The sequence below is a fragment of the Cardiobacterium hominis genome (assembly GCF_900637305.1).
GTDB classification, from domain to species: Bacteria; Pseudomonadota; Gammaproteobacteria; order Cardiobacteriales; family Cardiobacteriaceae; genus Cardiobacterium; species Cardiobacterium hominis.
In genome coordinates, this window is record NZ_LR134365.1 from 242586 (window position 1) to 261385 (window position 18800).

An 18800-nucleotide genomic window follows, 5' to 3' on the forward strand; every position below is an offset into this window, starting at 1 on the left:
TTCAAGCAGCAGCGGCGCAGCCAGCGCGCGTTGGACTCGGTAAAATGCCCTCCCCTAATCAATCCTTACACCGCAAAAACATGAAGCAACCCCCAGATCCCGCCACCCGCATCAGCAAGCGCCTCAGTTTCATCCTGCGCCACCAACCACAAAGCATCGGCATCACCCTCGATGCGCAGGGCTGGGTAGACGTCGCCATCCTCCTGCAACAACTAAACGCGCACGGCACTGCCATTGACCGCGCCCTGTTGGACCACGTCGTCGCCACCAACCCGAAACAGCGCTTCAGTTACGATGCGAGCGGCACGAAAATCCGCGCCAACCAGGGACATTCCGTCGCGATTGACCTCGCCTACACCCCGTGCGTGCCGCCGGAGACGCTTTATCACGGCACCGCACGCAGCACCTTCGCCGCCATCCGCGAAAGCGGCGGGCTGGACAAGCGCACGCGCCACCACGTCCACCTCTCGTCCGACGTGGAGACCGCGATGAAAGTCGGCCAGCGCCACGGCAAACCGCTGGTGCTGCGCATCGCAGCTGGCGAAATGCAGCGCGACGGCCATGTGTTCTACCAGAGCGACAACGGCGTCTGGCTCACCGAGCACGTCCCCCTCGCCTATATCAGCGCCGACGCTTAACCAAATTGCAAGAAACGCCCGCGCCCAAACCCCTAAGAATCCGTGAAAAACTATGCTTTTAACGTCCTGTGTAGTGACCAAAGCGAGGCAAGTCGCCGATATGTCCCCTCTCCCGTGGGAGGGTTAGTGTGGGGGCAGCAACTGTGAAAAATTGAAACCTCATCCCGCAAGTTGCATACGCGCACCCGCCACGGCAAAACCAAAGGGCGTCCAACGGACGCCCTTTAATATTTCTGCACACACAACCGTTTGAATTTCTGCCTACAGCTAATTTCAAACAACCCAATTCTCCAGCCGCAATCCTTCAACCCGCTGAAACTCCGCAAGATTATTGCTAATCAGCACCAATCCCTCGCTGCGCGCATGTGCGGCGATGTGAATGTCATTGCCGCCGATAACTTTTCCTGCCTTTTGCAGCTGAAAGCGGATATTTCCATAGTGATACGCGGCTTTAAGCCCGTAGGGCAGGATTTCCAGACGCGAGAAAAAATCTTCGAGATCCGCGCGGTTACGTTCAGGCCACGCGCTTTTTTCCACCCCGAAACACAGCTCGGCGGCGGTAATACTGCTGATACAGAGCTGCGAAACCAGGCGGTTGAAGCGCTCCTGCATCCCCGCAGGCCGGTTCTTCATCGTATAGATGATGGTGTTGGTATCCAGCATATAGGTCAGCATTACCAGTCTTCCCGCTCTTGCGGCGGCTCCTGTTCAACGCTGAAATCTTCGCTTAGCCACTGTTCCTTGGGCTTGGCAAAGAAGCTGTCCCATGACTGCCCTGCGGGCGAGATGATGCGTTCATTACCCTGTTTGCGCACTTCGACTTTTTTGACATTTTCATCAAAGCGCATGTCCGCCGGCAGGCGGACGGCCTGGGTTCGATTGTTCATAAAAACCGTTCCTTCACTCATGTATCACTCCGGTTCACAGGAATGCGCCGCACTATATAGCCGTGATGTATGGCTGTCAAACCCACGCAACGATTTGATTTCAAATAGCTGCTGCGGCGCCTTGCCGCAATGTTTTTCCATAATCCCCGTCTGCCCCTTTTTACCAACAGCGCGGCATCATTAAATTCTTCCCTAGCTTTTTGAGATTATAAAAATGTATGGGAAATAATTTGCTTTGGCAGGGATTGACGGGCTGTTAAATTTTCCTGTATAACTGGTAAGGCGCATAGTGTTCTGTTCCGGCAGGCGTACCGCGTTTGCCGTGTTTTTTATACATCAGTGAGGTATGTTTATGGGCGATTTTAATCCGATGCACATTACTTTCGGCATTTATTTGATTGTGGTGTTATTGATTGGCATGGCGGCGTATTTTTCGACGCGCAGTTTTGATGATTATATTTTGGGCGGGCGCAGTTTGGGGCCATTCGTGACGGCAATGTCGGCGGGCGCTTCTGATATGTCCGGTTGGCTGTTGATGGGATTGCCCGGCGCGGTTTTTGTGGCCGGGATGAGCGAGGCATGGATTGCCATTGGTTTGACGGTCGGCGCGTATTTGAATTGGCTGTTGGTGGCAGGTCGCCTGCGCGTGCATACGGAATACAATAATAATGCGCTGACGTTGCCGGATTATTTTTTCCACCGATTCGGTGCGCAAGGGCGCGCAATGAAGGTAATTTCCGCCGCCATTATTCTTTTCTTCTTTACCATTTATTGTGCTGCCGGTGTGGTTGCCGGGGCGCGTCTTTTTGAAAGTCTTTTTAATCTTTCTTATACGCAGGCGATGTGGCTCGGCGCGGGCGCAACGATTGCTTATACTTTTATCGGCGGCTTCCTCGCGGTGAGCTGGACGGATACGGTGCAGGCGACTTTGATGATTTTTGCCCTGATTTTGACGCCAATTATGGTGCTGATTGTCGTCGGTGGTTTTGATGATGTCGCCGTTTCTATTGCCAAGGTCGCTACAGAGAAAGGCAAGGATTATAGTGAATATAGTGGTCTTTTTGCCGGTACGACTTTCCTCGGTATTGTTTCGACTGCTGCTTGGGGTTTGGGGTATTTTGGCCAGCCGCATATTCTTGCCCGTTTTATGGCTGCGGAAAATGTACAGTCTTTGAAAAGCGCACGCCGTATTGGCATGACTTGGATGATTTTGTGCCTGGGCGGTGCTATTGCCGTGGGTTATTTTGGCATTGCTTATTTTGGCGCGAAGCCGGAAGAGATTGGTGCATTGGGTGGCAAAGATGAGCGGATTTTTATTGGTCTGGCTACTTTGTTATTTGATCCGTGGATTGCCGGTGTGATTCTTTCTGCGATTCTTGCCGCGGTTATGTCCACGTTGTCTTGCCAATTATTGGTTTGTTCTAGCGCTATTGCCGAGGATTTTTATAAGGGCTTTTTGCGTCCTAATGCGGCGCAGGCGGAACTCGTGTGGGTGGGCCGTTTGATGGTTCTTGCGGTCGCGGTGATTGCCATCGTCATTGCCGCTGACCCCGAAAGCAAGGTGCTGGGGCTGACTTCTTATGCCTGGGCAGGCTTTGGCGCGGCGTTTGGCCCGGTGGTGATTTTCTCGCTCATTTGGAAGCGAATGACCGCAACTGGTGCGTTGGTCGGCATGATTGCTGGCGCGATTACGGTGGTCGCATGGGCAGAACGTGTGAAAAAGCCCGCTATTGCTGCTGGTGGAAGCGGTTGGACAACGATGTATGAAATCGTCCCCGGTTTTATTGCCTGTGCGCTGGCGATTGTGGTGGTGTCACTGTTCGGGAAGCCCGCGCCTGCGGTGGTCGAACGCTTCGAGCAGGCCGACCGCGATTATCATGCCAACAAGCATGGAAAAGTTGCATAATTAGTGGGGTGGCTTGTCCACCCCGTTTTTCATCCCGCTATTTTATAAGGAGTTATCATCATGTTCGTATTCACCCGCCCGCAGTCCGCGCTGCGCGATGCCATTACCAATGCCTACCGCCGCGATGAGGCGGAAGCCGTTGCCGATATGTTGGCGCGTGCGCAGTTGAGCGAGGAAGAGGCACGCGAGGCCGAGGCGCTGGCGCGTCGTTTGGTCAAACAGGTGCGCGAGAACCGGCGCAAGGCGAGCGGTGTTGATGCGCTGATGCACGAGTTTGCGCTCTCCAGCGAGGAAGGAGTGGCGCTGATGTGTCTTGCCGAAGCCTTGCTGCGTATTCCAGACAAGGCGACGCGCGACCGCCTCATTGCCGACAAGCTCTCCGGTGGCAACTGGAAAAGCCACCTCGGTCACAGTCCGTCGATGTTCGTCAATGCCGCCGCCTGGGGGCTGCTGATTACCGGCAAGCTGACCGCGCAAACGGATGAAAACTCACTCGGCACGGCGCTCACCCGCGTGTTGGGACGCGGTGGCGCGCCGCTGATCCGTCAGGGGGTGAATTATGCGATGCGTCTGCTCGGCAAGCAGTTCGTTACCGGGCAGACGATTGATGAAGCGCTGAAAAACGGCAAGGCGCGGGAGAAAATGGGCTACCGCTATTCTTTCGATATGCTCGGCGAAGCGGCGATGACCCAGGCCGACGCCGACCGCTATTTTCAGGATTATGTGAACGCCATCCACGCCATCGGCAAGGACGCTGCTGGGCAGGGCGTGTACGAGGGCAACGGCATTTCCGTCAAACTCTCCGCCATTCACCCGCGTTACGCCCGCGCGCAGCATGAGCGCGTCATGACTGAGCTCCTGCCACGACTCAAGGAACTCTTTTTACTCGGAAAAAAATACGACATCGGCATCAACATCGACGCCGAAGAAGCCAACCGCCTCGAACTCTCGCTGGATTTGATGGAAGCGCTGGTTTCCGACCCCGACCTTGCCGGCTACAACGGCATCGGCTTCGTGGTGCAGGCCTACCAGAAGCGCTGCCCGTTTGTCATTGATTACCTCATCGACCTCGCGCGGCGCAACAAACAGAAGCTGATGATTCGCCTCGTCAAAGGCGCCTACTGGGACAGCGAAATCAAATGGGCGCAAGTCGATGGTCTGGACGGCTATCCGGTGTACACGCGCAAAGTGCATACCGACGTCTCCTACCTCGCCTGCGCGCGCAAACTGCTCGGCGCGCAAGACGCCATCTTCCCGCAATTTGCCACGCACAACGCCTACACCCTCGGCGCCATCTACCAAATGGGCAAGGACAAAGACTTCGAGCACCAATGCCTGCACGGCATGGGCGAAACCCTCTACGACCAGGTCGTCGGCCCGCAAAACCTCGGCCGCCGCGTGCGCGTTTACGCCCCGGTTGGCACGCACGAAACCCTGCTCGCCTACCTCGTGCGCCGCCTGCTGGAAAACGGTGCCAACTCCTCCTTTGTCAACCAAATCGTCGATGAAAACATCAGCATTGACGACCTCGTCAAAAGCCCGCTGGCAGCCGCCGCACAAACCCAAGGCAAAATGCACGCCGCGCTGCCGCTGCCGCGCGCCCTCTACGGCGCGAGCCGCCCGAACTCGCGCGGCCTCGACTTCAGCAACGAATTCACCCTGAAACAACTCGAAAGCGAAATGAACCGCGCCGCCGCCACGCGCGTGCAGGCGAGCAGCATCACCGCCGCGCCCGTCGAAAGCGAAGCAGTGCACGACGTCGCGAACCCGGCGAACCACAAAGACAGCGTCGGCAACGCCGCCTTCATCAAAGTGGACGCCATCGCCGACGTTGTCACCACCGCCAAAGCAGCCGAACACAGCTGGGCGGCCATTGCTCCCGCCGCGCGTGCCGCCATCCTGCGCCGCATCGCCGACCTCTTTGAAGCGCACACCGCCGAACTGATGAGCCTCGCCGTGCGCGAAGCGGGCAAAACCCTCACCAACGCCATCGCCGAAGTGCGCGAAGCGGTGGATTTCTGCCGCTACTACGCGAATGAAGCCGAAACCACCTGCGCCGCACGCAAACCGGTCGGCACCATCGTCGCCATCAGCCCCTGGAACTTCCCGCTCGCCATCTTCACCGGCGAAGTCGTCGCCGCCCTCGCCGTCGGCAACACCGTCATCGCCAAACCGGCCGAACAAACCAGCCTCATCGCCTACCGCGCCGTACAGCTCATGCACCAGGCGGGCGTACCGCGCGACGTGCTGCAACTCGTCCTCGGCGCGGGCGATGCGGGCGCCGCACTCACCCAGGACAAACGCATCAACGGCGTCGTCTTCACCGGCTCGACCGAAGTCGCCCAACGCATCAACCGCACCCTTGCCGCGCGCGACGACAACCCGGTACTCATCGCCGAAACCGGCGGCCAGAACGCGATGATCGTGGACAGCACCGCGCTTGCCGAACAAGTCTGCCTGGACGTCATCAACAGCGCCTACGACAGCGCCGGACAACGCTGCTCCGCGCTGCGCATCCTCTGCCTGCAGGATGACATCGCCGAGCGCACCCTCGCCATGATCAAAGGCGCGATGAACGAACTGCGCATCGCCGACCCGAGCGCCATGACCACCGACATCGGCCCGGTCATTGACGCCGAGGCGCAACAAAACCTGCGCGCCCACATCGACAAAATGAAAACCGTCGCCCGCGCGCACCACGAAACCGCGGTCGCAGACAACATCGACCCGGCGGCCTCCACCTACATCGCGCCCATCCTCTTCGAACTCAACAACCTCGACGAACTCCAGCGCGAAGTCTTCGGCCCGGTGCTGCACGTCCTGCGCTACCGCGCGGGCGAACTCGACAGCCTGCTCAAACAAATCAACCAAAAAGGCTACGCGCTGACCCACGGCATCCACAGCCGCATCGACAGCACCATCGCGCGCATCACCGACCAAATCGAAGCGGGCAACATCTACGTCAACCGCAACATTGTCGGCGCCGTCGTCGGCGTGCAGCCCTTCGGCGGGCACGGCCTCTCCGGCACCGGCCCGAAAGCGGGCGGCAGCTTCTACCTGCAAAAACTCAGCCAGGGCGACGCCTGGCAAGCGCCGACACTTGACCACGCGGGTGCGCCCGATACAACGGCGCTGCCGAAACTACAGGCACTCATCGCGCAAAGCGGACTGGACGACGCGGCGCAAAACCGCCTCAAAGCAGCGGCAGAAGCAGCACAAAAAACCACCCTGCGCCACGCCGTACAAACCCTCGGCGGCCCGACTGGCGAGAACAACCAAATCAGCTGGCACCTGCCGCCGCACATCGCCCTCTACGGCGGCGACCTCGAACGCGGATTGAGCGCGCTCATCCCGGTCGCCATTGCTGGCGGACACCTGCACGTCGCCAAAGAACACCCGCTGGCGCTGCTCGAAAAAACCGCCGACGGCCTCATTCGCGTCAGCGCCGAGCCCGTCTCCGACCACGCCCGCCACGTACTGGCGCTCGAACCGCTGCCCGCCGCGCTCAAAACCGCGCTGGCCGCGCGCGACGGCGCACTCGTCAAAATCGTGGACGCAAGCGGCGAAGTGGACATCCTGCCGCTCTACGAAGAAACCAGCTGCAGCACCAACACCACCGCCGCCGGCGGCAACGCCAGCCTGATGGCAATGGCGGAAGCCTGACCCCGCCGCTTCGGCAACCCAAAGCCCGCCTTGTGCGGGCTTTTTCACGCAGCAAGCGATCCATTTACGGCGAATTTACAATTCAAGTGCAACAGCTACAAAAAAGACATCCATAAGCGATACTGCAAAAAACATCAAAACATTGCAGGAGACCGAAAATGGATGCCTACAGTCATATTACGCCCATTGAGCGGGGTTGCATAATGACTTTGTTCAACCAAGGTCATTGCCCCGCTGCTATTGCCACCATGTTGAAGCGTCACAGATGCACCATCTTGCGCGAACTGAAGCGCAATAGCGCTGGCGAAAACTACGACGCCAGCAAGGCGCAGGAGAAATACGACAGCAGGCGTAAGCTCTGCCGCCGCAAGCGTAAACTTGATGACCCGGAACTTTTTGCCCTGGTCAAGGAGAGGTTTCTGAAACTGCACTGGTCGCCGGAGCAGATTCAGTACCGCTTGCGCCACGAAGGCCGCACGCACGCCATCAGCTACGCGACTATCTACCGCGGTATCTACGCCAAGCGTTTCAATGACCCCGACTGGGTGATAAGCGGCAAGCAAAGGCTGCGCCACCGTGGCAAGAAGCGGCGGCGCAAGGGCGAGCCGACACGTGATAACTTCCCGGTTGAGCATGCGCTGTCGGAGCGTCCGCCAGAGGCACAGGCGCGGGAGCGACTTGGCGATTGGGAAGCCGATACCGTTGCAGGCGTGGTGGGTGGTGCGGTGTTGCTGACGTTGGTTGACCGTAAAAGCCGCTATCTGCGGTGCGTCCGGCTGGAGAAGAAAACGGCGGACGGCGTAAATGCGGCGATGATTGAAGCCTTGCGCGAGCAGACGGTACACAGCATCACGCCGGACCGGGGCAAGGAATTTGCGCGGCATGCGGTGGTGGCGGAGGCGTTGGGGATAAAAATATACATTCCGCCGCCGTACCAGCCGTGGCAACGCGGCACGAACGAGAACACCAACGGCTTGTTGCGTGAATATTTTCCGAAGCATCAGGATATTGCGCAATATTCTGATGATTACATTGAAAAGGCGGTGCTGGCATTGAATAACCGCCCGCGCAAATGTTTGCAGTGGAGGACACCTTATGAAGTGTATTTTGATGAGGTGTTGCACTTGGTTTGACAATTCGCCACATACACTATGAGCACTCAGGCGTATGTATAGCCATCCCCCGAAAGCCTCATACGGCGTTGCACCGCCTCGCCAAACACATTTGCAGCACCATCACCCTGAAACCAAACCCTCCACACACAAAAAGGAACACACCATGCTCACCCTGCACCTGCTCGAACAATCCCGCGCCCTGCGCATCCTCTGGCTGCTGGAAATACTCGGCGCGGACTACACGCTGCAAACCTACCCGCGCGACCCGCAAACCCTGCTCGCCCCCGAAGCCTTAAAACGCATCCACCCGCTCGGCAAATCGCCGCTCTTGCAAGACGGCAGCCTCACCCTGGCCGAAAGCGGCGCGATTACCGACTACCTGATCCGCAGCTACGGCCAAGGCCGCCTGATGCCCGCCGAAGGCACAGCGCAATACTGGCAGTACCAGCGCTGGCTGCACTACGCCGAAGCCTCGCTGATGCCGCTGCTGCTGCTCAGCCTGATTTTCCGCAAAATCGAAACCGCACCCGCGCCGTTTTTCGTCAAACCCATCAGCCGCAAAATCAGCGCCAAGGTCAAAGCCTCGTTTATCGCGCCGCAAACCGCGCTGCATCTTAGCCATATCGAACAGGAGCTGTCCGGCAAAGACTGGCTTATGGGCGAGCTCAGCGGCGCCGACATCATGATGAGCTACCCGCTGCAAGCCGCCGAAAGCCGCTTCGGGCTGACAGGATACCCCAACCTGCAAGCCTACCTGCAACGCATCGCCGCCCACCCCGCCTACCGCCGCGCCGTAGCAAAAGCGGGCGAGGCCGTGCTGCGGGTGGATTGACACCAAAGGCAGCCTGAAAACCGTTGAAACCGCAAAGGAGCCCATGAACCCCATCCACATCTACCGCACCATCCTGAGCGCTGCCGGTGAACAGGCGCCCGTCCTCAAACGCTGCCTGCGCGACAGCGTCATCGCTGCCAGCCTGCAAGGCGCGAGCTTCGCCCTGCTCGTCCCCATCTGCCTGGCGCTGGGCGCGGGCAACAACCGCGCTGCCGTCCTCTGGCTGCTCGCACTCACCGCGCTGCTCATCCTCTCCAGCATCTTTCGCTGGCGTGCGCAAGATTACGACTACCACGGCAACTGCGCCCGCGCGGGCGACACCATGCGCCGCCATTTGGGCGAACACCTGCGCCGCATTCCCTTGCAAATCCTCTACCGCCAGCGCAGCGGCGAGCTAAATGCGCTGCTCGCCGGTACCATCGACGAAACCTACAACCACACCCTCATCGTCAGCAACATGCTGATTGCTGCCGTCTTCACCCCGCTTGCCACCGCGCTCATCACCCTCATTTGGGACTGGCGCCTCGGCCTCATCCTCCTCATCAGCTTCCCGCTTATCGTCCCCATCCAGCACGGGACGCAGCCGCTGATGGCGCGTGCCAAAGCGCGGCTTGCCCGTGCCAATGCCAGCCTGAACGCCGAACTGCTCGAATACAGCCAGGGTCTGCCCGTCCTCAAAGCGGCGAACAGCGCCGGTACCCGCCTGCCGCGCCTGCAACAAGCCATTGGCGCGGTCGAGACCATCCAGCGCGACGCGCTCCTCGCCGAAGCCCTGCCCAACGCCCTGCTTGGTTCCGCCGTTGAACTGCTGATGCTGCTGATTCTGCTGGCGGGCATGGTATGGCTAACCGGCGGTAGCCTCGACGCCTGGCTGCTCGCCGCGCCGATGGTTGCCTGCATCCGCTTTGCCGAGCCGCTCGGACAAATCCTCTCGATGAGCAGCATCTACAGCATGGTGCAGCAGGGTTACGCGCGCTTGCAGGAACTGCTTGCCGTCGCCCCGCTTGAGCGCGTTGGCGAAGCGGCAGCGCCCACGCGGCACGACATCACCTTTGAAAACGTCCACTACCACTACGATGCCAACCCCGAACCCGTGTTGCGCGGCATCAACCTGCACATTCCCGAACGCGCGCTGACCGCATTGGTCGGGCACAGCGGCTGCGGCAAAACCACCCTCATCCGCCTCATCATGCGCTACGCCGACCCGCAGCAGGGGCGCGTCCTCATCGGCGGCAGCGACATCCGCGCCCTGACGCAGCAAGAACTCATGCGGCAAATCTCGGTCGTCTTCCAGGACGTGTACCTCTTTGACGACACCATCGGCAACAACATCCGCCTCGGCAAAGCTGACGCCACAGACGCCGAAATCGAAGCCGCCGCCCGCGCCGCGCGTTGCCACGACTTCATCATGGCAATGCCGCAGGGCTACCAAACCCGCGTCGGCGATATCGGCGGCAAACTTTCCGGCGGCGAACGCCAGCGCATCACCATCGCCCGCGCCATCCTGCAAAACCGTCCGGTGCTGATTCTCGACGAAGCCACCGCCTTTGCCGATGCCGAAAACGAAGCGCTCTTGATGCGCGCGCTGGCGGCGTTGATGCAAGACAAAACCGTGCTGATGATAGCCCACCGCCTCGCCACCATCCGCCACGCCGCGCAGATTCTCGTCTTCGACCACGGGCAACTGGTCGAACAAGGCGACCATGCCAGCCTTATCGCGCAAAACGGCCGCTACGCCCGCCTGTGGCAAGCCGGAGAAGCCGCCCGGCACTGGCGCATCGGCAGCGCAGAACAATAGGCAGCCTGCAAACCAAACCCTCCACACACAAAAAGGAAAACCCCATGCTCACCCTCCTCATCACCGGCGCCAGCAGCGGCCTTGGCGCTGCCCTCGCCCGCCATGCCGCCACACGCGGCCACCACCTGCACCTCGTCGCCCGCAGGCCAGACGCCCTCGCACAAACCGCCGCCGCTTGCGACGGCGCCGCCAGCATCACCCTGCACCCGCTCGACCTCACGGACGCCGACGCCGTCGCCGCCTGGCTACCTACCCTGCCGCCGCTCGACATCCTCATCAACAACGCCGGCAGCGGCATCTTCCAGACCGCCTGCGATACGACCGACGCGGAAACGGCGGCGATGTTGCGCCTCAACACCCTCGCGCCCATCCAGCTCATCCATGCACTTGCCCCGCTCATGGTGGCGCGCGGCCACGGCCACATCATCAACATCATCTCGCAGGCGGGCAAAATCGCCACGCCGAAAACCGCCGCCTACGCCGCAAGCAAGCACGCGCTGCTCGGCTACACTAACGCCTTGCGGTTGGAGCTCATGGGCAGCGGCGTCATCGTCACCAGCGTCAATCCCGGCCCGATGCAAACCGCCTTTTTCGACCATGCCGACCCGGGCGGCCACTACCAAAAAGCGCTCGGCACCTTCTGGCTGACCGAACCGGAGGCGCTTGCCGCCAGCATCTGCGCTGCCTTCCACCGCCCGGTGCGCGAAATCAACCGCCCGCGCCTGATGGAAGCCGCCGCCCGCCTCTACCCGCTTGCGCCCCGCCTCGGCGACTGGCTGACCCGCCGCTTTTTCAGCCGCAAATAGCGGCTTTGTCATGCAGAAATGGCGATCGTCCGTTATGATGCAGCTTCCATTTATTCGGAGGACTGATTCATGAAAATACGCACCGCTTTATTTGCCGCCACTTTGTGTTCCGCTGCCACTTTTGCCGCGCCGGTCAAATTTGAAATTGACCCGACCCATTTTTATGTACAGATTAGCGCTTCGCATTTGGGGTTTAGCCATATTCCCGGATTGTTCAAAGAAGTGAGCGGTTCTTATGTGTATGACAGCGAAACGGGCGAAATTAAAGACGTCCAAGTCGTCGTCAAAATCCCTTCGCTCGATACCGGCTTTGCCGAGCGCGACGAACATTTGCAGAAATATTTGGAAAGCGCGCAATTCCCGGAAGCGACATTCAAATCAACCGGCTGGAAAGACGGGCAATTAACCGGCGAGCTGACTTTCCACGGCAAGACGCAAAGCATTACCGTCCCTGTCAGCAAGAATGGCGAAGGCAAAGACCCCTGGGGCGGTTACCGCAGCGGTTTTGAAACGGCCTTTACCCTGAAGCCCGCCGATTATGGCGCGGTAATTGAAGTCGCGCCGGAAATTGCCGTCAAGGTTTCCGGCGAGGGCATACAGGCGAAATAAGCGCCACGGATGCGATGAATATGCCACGGTTCGCCGTGGCTTTTTTGTGCAGTATTTATACCGCTGATAGAATGGCTCTCGCGATAATATAGCCATCCACGCCGGTATTGCGCTTATTCGCCACAACAAGGAGTTATTTATGGACATTCGTCGTTTTTTACTTGCCGCCGTTTTGTTTTCTGCAACGCTTTTCGCCGCGCCCCAACCGAAGCCACCGGTTAGCGGTGCCTGGCGGCTGGTTTTCGCCGAGGAATTTAACGGCACAAATCTCAATCCGAAGGTCTGGATGAAACTGCGGGGGCTTGGGCCGGGCTACCGCGAGCCCTACAACCCGGATATGGACGACTCTGCCTTCGATGCGGGCTATACCACGGTCAGCAACGGAATGCTGCGGATTCACTGGAAAGCAGCACCGATTACGGTCAAAGGCGCCACTTACCCGTACACCACGGGCGTTGCCACCACCGCCACCGGCTTCAATTTCCGCTACGGCGTGATTGAAGCGCGCATCTGGCTGCCGCGGATTTCCGGCATCGCCCCGACGTTCTGGCTGCTGCCCACGCCGGTGGATTCCACCTGGCCGCCGGAGATTGATATCGCCGAGTTCTCGACCGGCGCACAGGGGAAGGTAGATGCGCATTTCAACGTGCATTATCAGAAGAATGGGCGCCTGCGGCAGATTGCGGGCTTTCCGACGTATGGCGAGAATCTGGGCGGCGCCTGGCACACTTACACCCTCGACTGGCGGCCGGACAGCATGACCATGCTGCTTGATGGCAAGGCGGTCTACCGCTATACCGGTGAAGGCATCCCCTCGACGTCGATGTATATCGTCTTATCCAACGGGGTCATGAAAGGGGAAAAGCCGGGGCCGGGCTCCATGCTGGTTGATTATGTGCGCGTCTGGCAGTAAGCAGACGCCTGCTTTTGGCGCGCACGAAAAGGCAGGACAAATCCGCGCCACCCTCAAGCTGTTGCAGGCATAGCCCCCGCCAAGGAGTTCCCCATGTTTTCCCAGACCCTACGTTACATCTTCAAGGGCGGTAACCAGCTTTGGCTGTGTCTTCCCTCCGTCCTGGTTCTGCTGTCTTTGCTTTTCATACCAGGAGCCATCACTTTTGACACGGGCGACGGCATCTTAGGCTCGTTGCTGCAATGGCTGATTATGGTGCTGTTGTGGCTGCCATCGCTCTGCAAGACGATTGACAATGCCGCCCGTATCCGCGCAGGCAAAAGCATTGAGCCTGTGACGTCTGCACTTTCGGGCGAACTCCGCCTACCCGAATTCGCGCAGTATCTCGCCGGCATCGTTATTCTCACCCTGCCTTTTGCCTTCCCGCCCGCCAAGTTTTACGCGCCGGTTCTCTTCGCCCTGCTGCCTGCCATTCATGAGAGTTTTCTGGAATCGCGTACCCTCGTGGCAATCTTTTCGCCCGCCGCACTGCTTGCCGCCTACGCGCGTATCGGTTTCGCACGTTACTTCCATATCCTGCTGATTTATCTGATGGTTTGCCTCGCTTGGACAGGGTTCGGCATGCTGTTGGCGGTGCCTGTCGCCTATGTCTTGTTCGCCTTAGTCGCGGGGGTTGCTCAGGGCGCCAATGTGAAGCCTTTTTTGGCTCTAGCTATCGCCCTTTCCATGTTGGTGCTTTACCTCGGCGGACTGGTGTGGATGTTCGCTATCCTCTATCCGACAATGCTCTGCCATGGCTGGCGGCGCCCACCCATCTCGGACGATGATGACGACCCGCCGTCCGCAGCATGGTCATCGACAGAAACTCACGCTGATATGAGAAGTTCTTCCCGCGACATTGACCAAAGCGCGCAACCGGCGATTGCTACCGCCCCTGCTGCTCAGGACGACATTCCACCGCCCGCCCCCGCAAAAGGCGATACCCCGCCCGATTACAGCCTGCTCACTGATGCCGACACCAGCGACATGAACCCGGAGACACAGAAAACCTTTGCCGCCGTCCTCGCCCGTGCCGACGTGCTGCTCGGCAGCAACCGGATTGACGCCGGACTTGCCCTGCTCGCGCTCTATGCCGACGAGGCGCACGATGCCGCCGCCTATTTCCCCGCCTACCGCCGCATTTATGCGCTCGCGCCGCAATACGCGCTGTTGCAGCGGCTCATCACCGCCGCCGCGCGTGGCCACCAGCCGAGTTTCGACCTTATCCGCCCGGAACTCGCCCGCATCGACCCCGCCGACCTCCCGGCGGATGAGATCTATCCGCTGTGCTATACGCCGCGCGCCAGCGGCAATACCAGACGGTGCTGGTACTGACGCGGCAGTTCGCCAAACACCATCCCAACCACCCGCAGCTTATCGACAATTACCTCCTTGCCGCCCGCGCCCTTGCCAAAACCGGCCACGCCGACAAGGCGCAGCAAATGCTCACGCAGATGCTCGCCCGCTTTGGCGAACACGAAAAGGCGGGACAAATCCGCGCCACCCTCAAGCTGTTGCAGTCATAGCACCCCGCCAAGGCGTTCCCCGTGTTTTCCCAAACAGCCCCTAATACGGTTTTGCGTGGCAAGCCGCTACAATACCCGCCCTTTTCCGTCTGCCTTTTCTTCATCTATGCGCGTTTTTTTTCTGATTTTCTGTTTTTTCGTCGCCGCCGCTTTCGCCCAGTCGCTCGATAATGCCGGCTCGGTGCCGTCCGAGGCGCAGCTGGCGCAGTTGGAGTCGGCGATTGTCCAGGTGGAGGCACGCAATGGCGAGTGGCAGAAGTCGCTGCCCGCCGCGCAGGATGAGGCCTTGCCGGAGGCGGTCAGCGAGAGTGAGTTGGCGGCGATTCGTGTCGCGCTGGAGCAGGTGCAGGCGGATTTGGCGGGCTTGCGCAGTGAGCAGGCGGCGATCGGGCAGGAGATTGAGGCGGGCAAGCGGCGCAGTGATGCGTTGAATGCGTTGTTGCAGAAGCAGTCCAACCCGCTGTTGAGCGGCGGTAGCGAGGCGTACGGCGACCGCGCGCAGACGGAGGCGCAGCTCTCCGCCAGTCAGCGCCACAGTCAGTTGTTGCAACGGCAACGCAATGCGCTGGTGCAGGCGGTGGCGATTGCCGAGCAGTTCCGCAGTGCGCTGGAGGCGCGTTATCAGCGCTTTAATGAGCGCTATTTGGAGTCGCGCCAGGGCGGCGGCACGGCGAAGGCGCGCGATGAGGCTTTGGCGCGGCTGGAGCGGCAGTTGTCACAGTTGAGCGAGCAGTTAAACAGCGGCAGTTTGAGCCGTGAGGCGCGGCTTGACCGCTATATTGAGCTGGCGCTGGTCAATACGCAGATTTTTTTCACCAACAGCGAGCATGAGTTGTTGGCGCTGGAGGGGCGTTTGCAGGAGTTGCAGTTTGCCGATTTGACGTCGCTGTCGCTGGAGCGGATTGACCGCATCCGCGCCGAGTTGGGGACGACGCTGCAACGTTTCGAGACGCTGCAACCGCAGCTGGATAATAGTCAGCATGTCATCAGCGAGCAGTTTTTGTTGTATGAGCGCCAGCGCGGCACGGTGCCGGAGGCGGTCGCCACCCGGCGCAAGGCGGTGGAGGAGCAGTTCCAGCGGTTAAAAATCCTATTGGACAACAACATGATGAGCCTGAAGATGAACCGCGATATCGCCGACCGCCGCTACACGCAGCTGGCAAAGGACGAGCTCACCGAGCAGTACCGCTTCGGCGGCGACCTCGCCGCCCTGCCGCAACGCGCCACCGCCATCCTGAAAACCAGCGGCATGTTCGTCGGGCAATATGCCGTCGCTCTGCAAACCCTCTACCGCAGCCTGCAAACGCTTGCTGTGCAGCAATGGCTGCTGCTTGCCTTCGCCGCGCTGCTGTTGCCGCTTGCCACCCTCGGCGTCATCCGCGTCTTGAACCGCGCCATCCGCCGCTACGCCAGCCAGAAAAAGCTTACCTTCGCCGGACGCCTGCTGTTTTTCCTCTGCAAGATGCTGAAGAACAATCTGCCGTATCTGGCGCTGTTCCAGTTTGCGCTTGTCCTCATCCACACCAGCGGCATCACCGCCCCCGCCTCGCACATGCTGATGCTCCTGCCCGCGGTGCTGCTTTTTAACACCATCCCCTACTACGCCGCGCGCAACCTCATTTCCACCGACCTCATCGCTACCCCGGAAAAGCGCCGCATCATCCGCCCGACCGTCATTTACGCCGCCGTCGGCAGCCTGCTCTTCTCGCTCGTCCTCATGGCCGACTGGATTCTGGACGACGACCTCATTACCGACGCCTACCGCTGGATTTTCGCCCTCTACAACCTGCTCGTCGGCATCCCCGTCTGGCGCGCCACCAGCCGTAGCCTTGCCTACATGGACGGCTTCTACCAGGAATACTCCACCTACCGCATCCTGCGCCCGCTCATCCGCGCCATCCCGGCGGGCATCCTCGCCTTCGGCCTGATTGGCACGCTTGGCTACCTCAACCTCGCCTGGATTATCGCCAAGCACCTGCTCATCTTCATCCTCTACGCCCTCATCTGGGTCGCCATCACCGCCATCCTCAAAGACAGCGCGCGCCGCGCCAAACGCTACGCGCTGCGCACCGGGCGCGGCGTCTTCTGGACGCAGGACGTCATCAACCCCGTGCACACCTTCCTCACCTACGGCAGCCTGCTCCTCATCCTCCGCCTGCTGCAAGGCGCCTACGGCTGGGACGAACACACCCCGGTCATCCAGGAAACGCTGACCCTGCTCAAAACCCCCATCACCAAAGGCGACAACAGCCACTTCACCCTGCTCAACATCCTGCTGATGAGCATCCTCCTCTACATCATCTACCGCGTCGGCGGCTGGATAAAATCCTTCAGCTACCGCTGGATCTACCACGCCATCGCCGATTTGGGCATCCGTAACAGCCTCTCCGTCTTCAGCCAATACGCCGCCGTTACCCTCGGCTTCTTCCTCGCGCTGCGCGTCATCGGCATCGACCTCACCGCCTTTACCGTCTTCGCCGGTGCGCTCGGTGTCGGGATCGGTTTCGGCATGCAGACGATTGCCAACAACTTCATCAGCGGCATCCTGCTGCTCATCGAGCGCCCCTTGCGCAACGGCGACATCATCACCGTCGGCAACTACGAAGGCACGGTCGAGCGCATCGGCATGCGCTCGCTCACCATCACCACCTTCAACAACGAAAGCGTCATCCTGCCCAACTCCGACTTCGTAACCAGCGCCTTCATGAACTGGTCGCACCAGGACCCCATCACCCGCGTCCTCCTCTACCTCGACCTCGGCTACCGTCACGACCCCGGCTACGTCAAACAACTGCTGACGCAAACGCTGGCCCAACTCGCCGAAGAAGACCACATCCTCGACAGCCAAGAACACGACTACGGCGCCTTTGCCTACGACTACTCGCCGCGCGGCATGACCTGGCGCGTACAATTCCACATCCACATGCAAAACCACCACCGCCTGACCAGCCGCCACCTCGTCATCGAGCGCATCTGGCAAACCTGCCGCGCGCATGGCATCGAAATCGCCTACCCGAAACAGGACATCTACTTCCCCGACAGCCCCGACCAACCGGCACGCCAACTGCGCGACTGGCCGGAAATCCCGCAACTGCCAGGCGGGAAAGGCTGATGTAGGCTTAATAAGGCACTTTGCCGCCATGCTTACCTATTGCACAGAAAATAAGGCGGTTGCGCATTTCATCTAAATCGCTCTTTCAACCTTGATATTCAAATCCATATCAGCGAGAATCTGTTGCCTCTGATGCGTAAAAAACTTTCACATCGGAGATGTTTATTCATTGTCTACTTGAGGAACAAGTTATGAAGAAAGCCTTTATCTTGGCATTAGGAACTTTAGTGCTTACCGGCTGTGGTGAAAAAGATGCAGAATATTACTATAATCACCCTGATGAAATTAAAACTGTCATGGCAAATTGCGAAGGAAAAATTGCCAATACCGCAGACGATGCACTTGCCACACTTAAAGATGATAAGACCTGTAAAGCAGCTACATTGGCGGCCGCTGGAATAGAAATGGGAGACCTGAAAAAGGCCGTGCTAAAAGAAGATAAGATGGGCTGGGGTGCTTATATTCAAAGCCTTATTGATGGCAAGCAGAAACTTAAAGAAGATTTCGCTTTGTTAGAACAAATTGAAAAAATGCCTGATGATGAAGCGGAAGATGCACTTCTCAAAAACTTCTTCAGATGCCCGGTAGTAGGATTAAGAAACAAGGCGAAACCACATGAAAAAGAATTGTGTGAGCGTGTAGATGTTTTATATACCAGAGGAGATTTCAAAACTCTTGATAAAATTGACGAAATACTCAAAAAGAAAAATGTCTATATGCTTGAAGATATATCATCAGACGTATTCAAGCTCAGTTCCAGTTGCAATAACAAAAATTCTGCATCGAAAAAGAAAATATGTGACCGCGTTGAGAACATACAAAAAGAAATCAAAGACCTCAAGGAAGCGGAAGCGGCTAAGCAGAGGAAAAACTAATCTACGACTTCGCATTAAAATCGGATACCGTGTACCCGATTTTTTATGCTTTAAATCTGAAAATATAGCAATCCACACCAT

The 18800-nt window shown here is 58.9% G+C and carries 15 protein-coding genes; 13 read left to right on the forward strand and 2 right to left on the reverse strand.

The annotated features are described in order from the left end of the window. Positions 1–80 precede the first annotated feature (80 nt). The gene (locus EL199_RS01075) at positions 81–638 is read left to right on the forward strand and encodes an RNA 2'-phosphotransferase (RefSeq protein ID WP_004141167.1); all 558 of its coding nucleotides are present in this window, start codon (positions 81–83) and stop codon (positions 636–638) included. Between the two features lie 273 nt (positions 639–911). Here the strand turns inward: EL199_RS01075 and vapC are convergent, their stop codons facing one another. Together vapC and vapB are read right to left on the reverse strand one after the other, a co-directional pair. After that, complete coding sequence (gene vapC, locus EL199_RS01080; RefSeq protein ID WP_004141166.1) at positions 912–1313, reverse strand: type II toxin-antitoxin system tRNA(fMet)-specific endonuclease VapC; 402 nt, start codon at positions 1311–1313, stop codon at positions 912–914. Next, positions 1313–1546, reverse strand: coding sequence for a type II toxin-antitoxin system VapB family antitoxin (vapB, locus tag EL199_RS01085; RefSeq protein WP_004141165.1), 234 nt, complete (start codon positions 1544–1546; stop codon positions 1313–1315). Before vapB ends, vapC begins: the two co-directional genes overlap by 1 nt. Before the next feature lie 331 nt (positions 1547–1877). Between vapB and putP the strand changes: the two genes are divergently transcribed. The 12 genes from putP (at position 1878) to EL199_RS01145 (ending at position 18719) form a co-directional block, all read left to right on the forward strand. Further along, a complete protein-coding gene (gene putP, locus EL199_RS01090; RefSeq protein ID WP_081447823.1) occupies positions 1878–3431 on the forward strand; it encodes a sodium/proline symporter PutP in 1554 nt (517 codons plus the stop codon). A gap of 60 nt (positions 3432–3491) precedes the next feature. Further along, positions 3492–7094 carry a bifunctional proline dehydrogenase/L-glutamate gamma-semialdehyde dehydrogenase PutA gene (gene putA, locus EL199_RS01095; RefSeq protein ID WP_004141159.1) on the forward strand — a complete coding sequence of 1201 codons (3603 nt, stop codon included), beginning with the start codon at positions 3492–3494 and terminating at the stop codon, positions 7092–7094. Positions 7095–7252: 158 nt separating this feature from the next. Beyond that, complete coding sequence (locus EL199_RS01100) at positions 7253–8227, forward strand: IS30 family transposase (RefSeq protein ID WP_126315950.1); 975 nt, start codon at positions 7253–7255, stop codon at positions 8225–8227. A gap of 145 nt (positions 8228–8372) precedes the next feature. Then, positions 8373–9041, forward strand: coding sequence for a glutathione S-transferase family protein (locus tag EL199_RS01105; RefSeq protein ID WP_004141158.1), 669 nt, complete (start codon positions 8373–8375; stop codon positions 9039–9041). A 43-nt stretch (positions 9042–9084) separates the two neighbouring features. Next, positions 9085–10839: an ABC transporter ATP-binding protein gene (locus tag EL199_RS01110; RefSeq protein WP_004141149.1), complete on the forward strand. Its 1755-nt coding sequence runs from the start codon at positions 9085–9087 to the stop codon at positions 10837–10839. 44 nt (positions 10840–10883) lie between these two features. Continuing rightward, a complete protein-coding gene (locus EL199_RS01115; RefSeq protein WP_004141147.1) occupies positions 10884–11645 on the forward strand; it encodes an SDR family NAD(P)-dependent oxidoreductase in 762 nt (253 codons plus the stop codon). A gap of 69 nt (positions 11646–11714) precedes the next feature. Next, positions 11715–12254, forward strand: a complete 540-nt coding sequence (locus EL199_RS01120) for a YceI family protein (protein WP_004141145.1) — start codon at positions 11715–11717, stop codon at positions 12252–12254. 139 nt (positions 12255–12393) lie between these two features. After that, complete coding sequence (locus tag EL199_RS01125) at positions 12394–13167, forward strand: glycoside hydrolase family 16 protein (protein ID WP_004141143.1); 774 nt, start codon at positions 12394–12396, stop codon at positions 13165–13167. A gap of 93 nt (positions 13168–13260) precedes the next feature. Then, positions 13261–14541 (forward strand): hypothetical protein, encoded by a 1281-nt coding sequence (locus EL199_RS01130; RefSeq protein ID WP_004141140.1) that lies wholly within the window; start codon positions 13261–13263, stop codon positions 14539–14541. Continuing rightward, on the forward strand, positions 14493–14732 hold the full coding sequence (locus EL199_RS01135) for a tetratricopeptide repeat protein (RefSeq protein ID WP_126315951.1): 240 nt from the start codon (positions 14493–14495) through the stop codon (positions 14730–14732). The genes EL199_RS01130 and EL199_RS01135 overlap by 49 nt, the downstream gene beginning before the upstream one ends. Before the next feature lie 106 nt (positions 14733–14838). Then, the gene (locus EL199_RS01140; protein WP_004141136.1) at positions 14839–17844 is read left to right on the forward strand and encodes a mechanosensitive ion channel domain-containing protein; all 3006 of its coding nucleotides are present in this window, start codon (positions 14839–14841) and stop codon (positions 17842–17844) included. Between the two features lie 191 nt (positions 17845–18035). Continuing rightward, on the forward strand, positions 18036–18719 hold the full coding sequence (locus EL199_RS01145; RefSeq protein ID WP_040355156.1) for a hypothetical protein: 684 nt from the start codon (positions 18036–18038) through the stop codon (positions 18717–18719). Positions 18720–18800 lie beyond the last annotated feature (81 nt).

What these genes read in the sequence shown, in the direction of transcription:
- EL199_RS01075 (WP_004141167.1), top strand. Translation starts at nt 81, where the DNA reads ATGAAGCAACCCCCAGATCCCGCCACCCGCATCAGCAAGCGCCTCAGT.
- vapC (WP_004141166.1), bottom strand. Translation starts at nt 1,313, where the DNA reads ATGCTGACCTATATGCTGGATACCAACACCATCATCTATACGATGAAG.
- vapB (WP_004141165.1), bottom strand. Translation starts at nt 1,546, where the DNA reads ATGAGTGAAGGAACGGTTTTTATGAACAATCGAACCCAGGCCGTCCGC.
- putP (WP_081447823.1), top strand. Translation starts at nt 1,878, where the DNA reads ATGGGCGATTTTAATCCGATGCACATTACTTTCGGCATTTATTTGATT.
- putA (WP_004141159.1), top strand. Translation starts at nt 3,492, where the DNA reads ATGTTCGTATTCACCCGCCCGCAGTCCGCGCTGCGCGATGCCATTACC.
- EL199_RS01100 (WP_126315950.1), top strand. Translation starts at nt 7,253, where the DNA reads ATGGATGCCTACAGTCATATTACGCCCATTGAGCGGGGTTGCATAATG.
- EL199_RS01105 (WP_004141158.1), top strand. Translation starts at nt 8,373, where the DNA reads ATGCTCACCCTGCACCTGCTCGAACAATCCCGCGCCCTGCGCATCCTC.
- EL199_RS01110 (WP_004141149.1), top strand. Translation starts at nt 9,085, where the DNA reads ATGAACCCCATCCACATCTACCGCACCATCCTGAGCGCTGCCGGTGAA.
- EL199_RS01115 (WP_004141147.1), top strand. Translation starts at nt 10,884, where the DNA reads ATGCTCACCCTCCTCATCACCGGCGCCAGCAGCGGCCTTGGCGCTGCC.
- EL199_RS01120 (WP_004141145.1), top strand. Translation starts at nt 11,715, where the DNA reads ATGAAAATACGCACCGCTTTATTTGCCGCCACTTTGTGTTCCGCTGCC.
- EL199_RS01125 (WP_004141143.1), top strand. Translation starts at nt 12,394, where the DNA reads ATGGACATTCGTCGTTTTTTACTTGCCGCCGTTTTGTTTTCTGCAACG.
- EL199_RS01130 (WP_004141140.1), top strand. Translation starts at nt 13,261, where the DNA reads ATGTTTTCCCAGACCCTACGTTACATCTTCAAGGGCGGTAACCAGCTT.
- EL199_RS01140 (WP_004141136.1), top strand. Translation starts at nt 14,839, where the DNA reads ATGCGCGTTTTTTTTCTGATTTTCTGTTTTTTCGTCGCCGCCGCTTTC.
- EL199_RS01145 (WP_040355156.1), top strand. Translation starts at nt 18,036, where the DNA reads ATGAAGAAAGCCTTTATCTTGGCATTAGGAACTTTAGTGCTTACCGGC.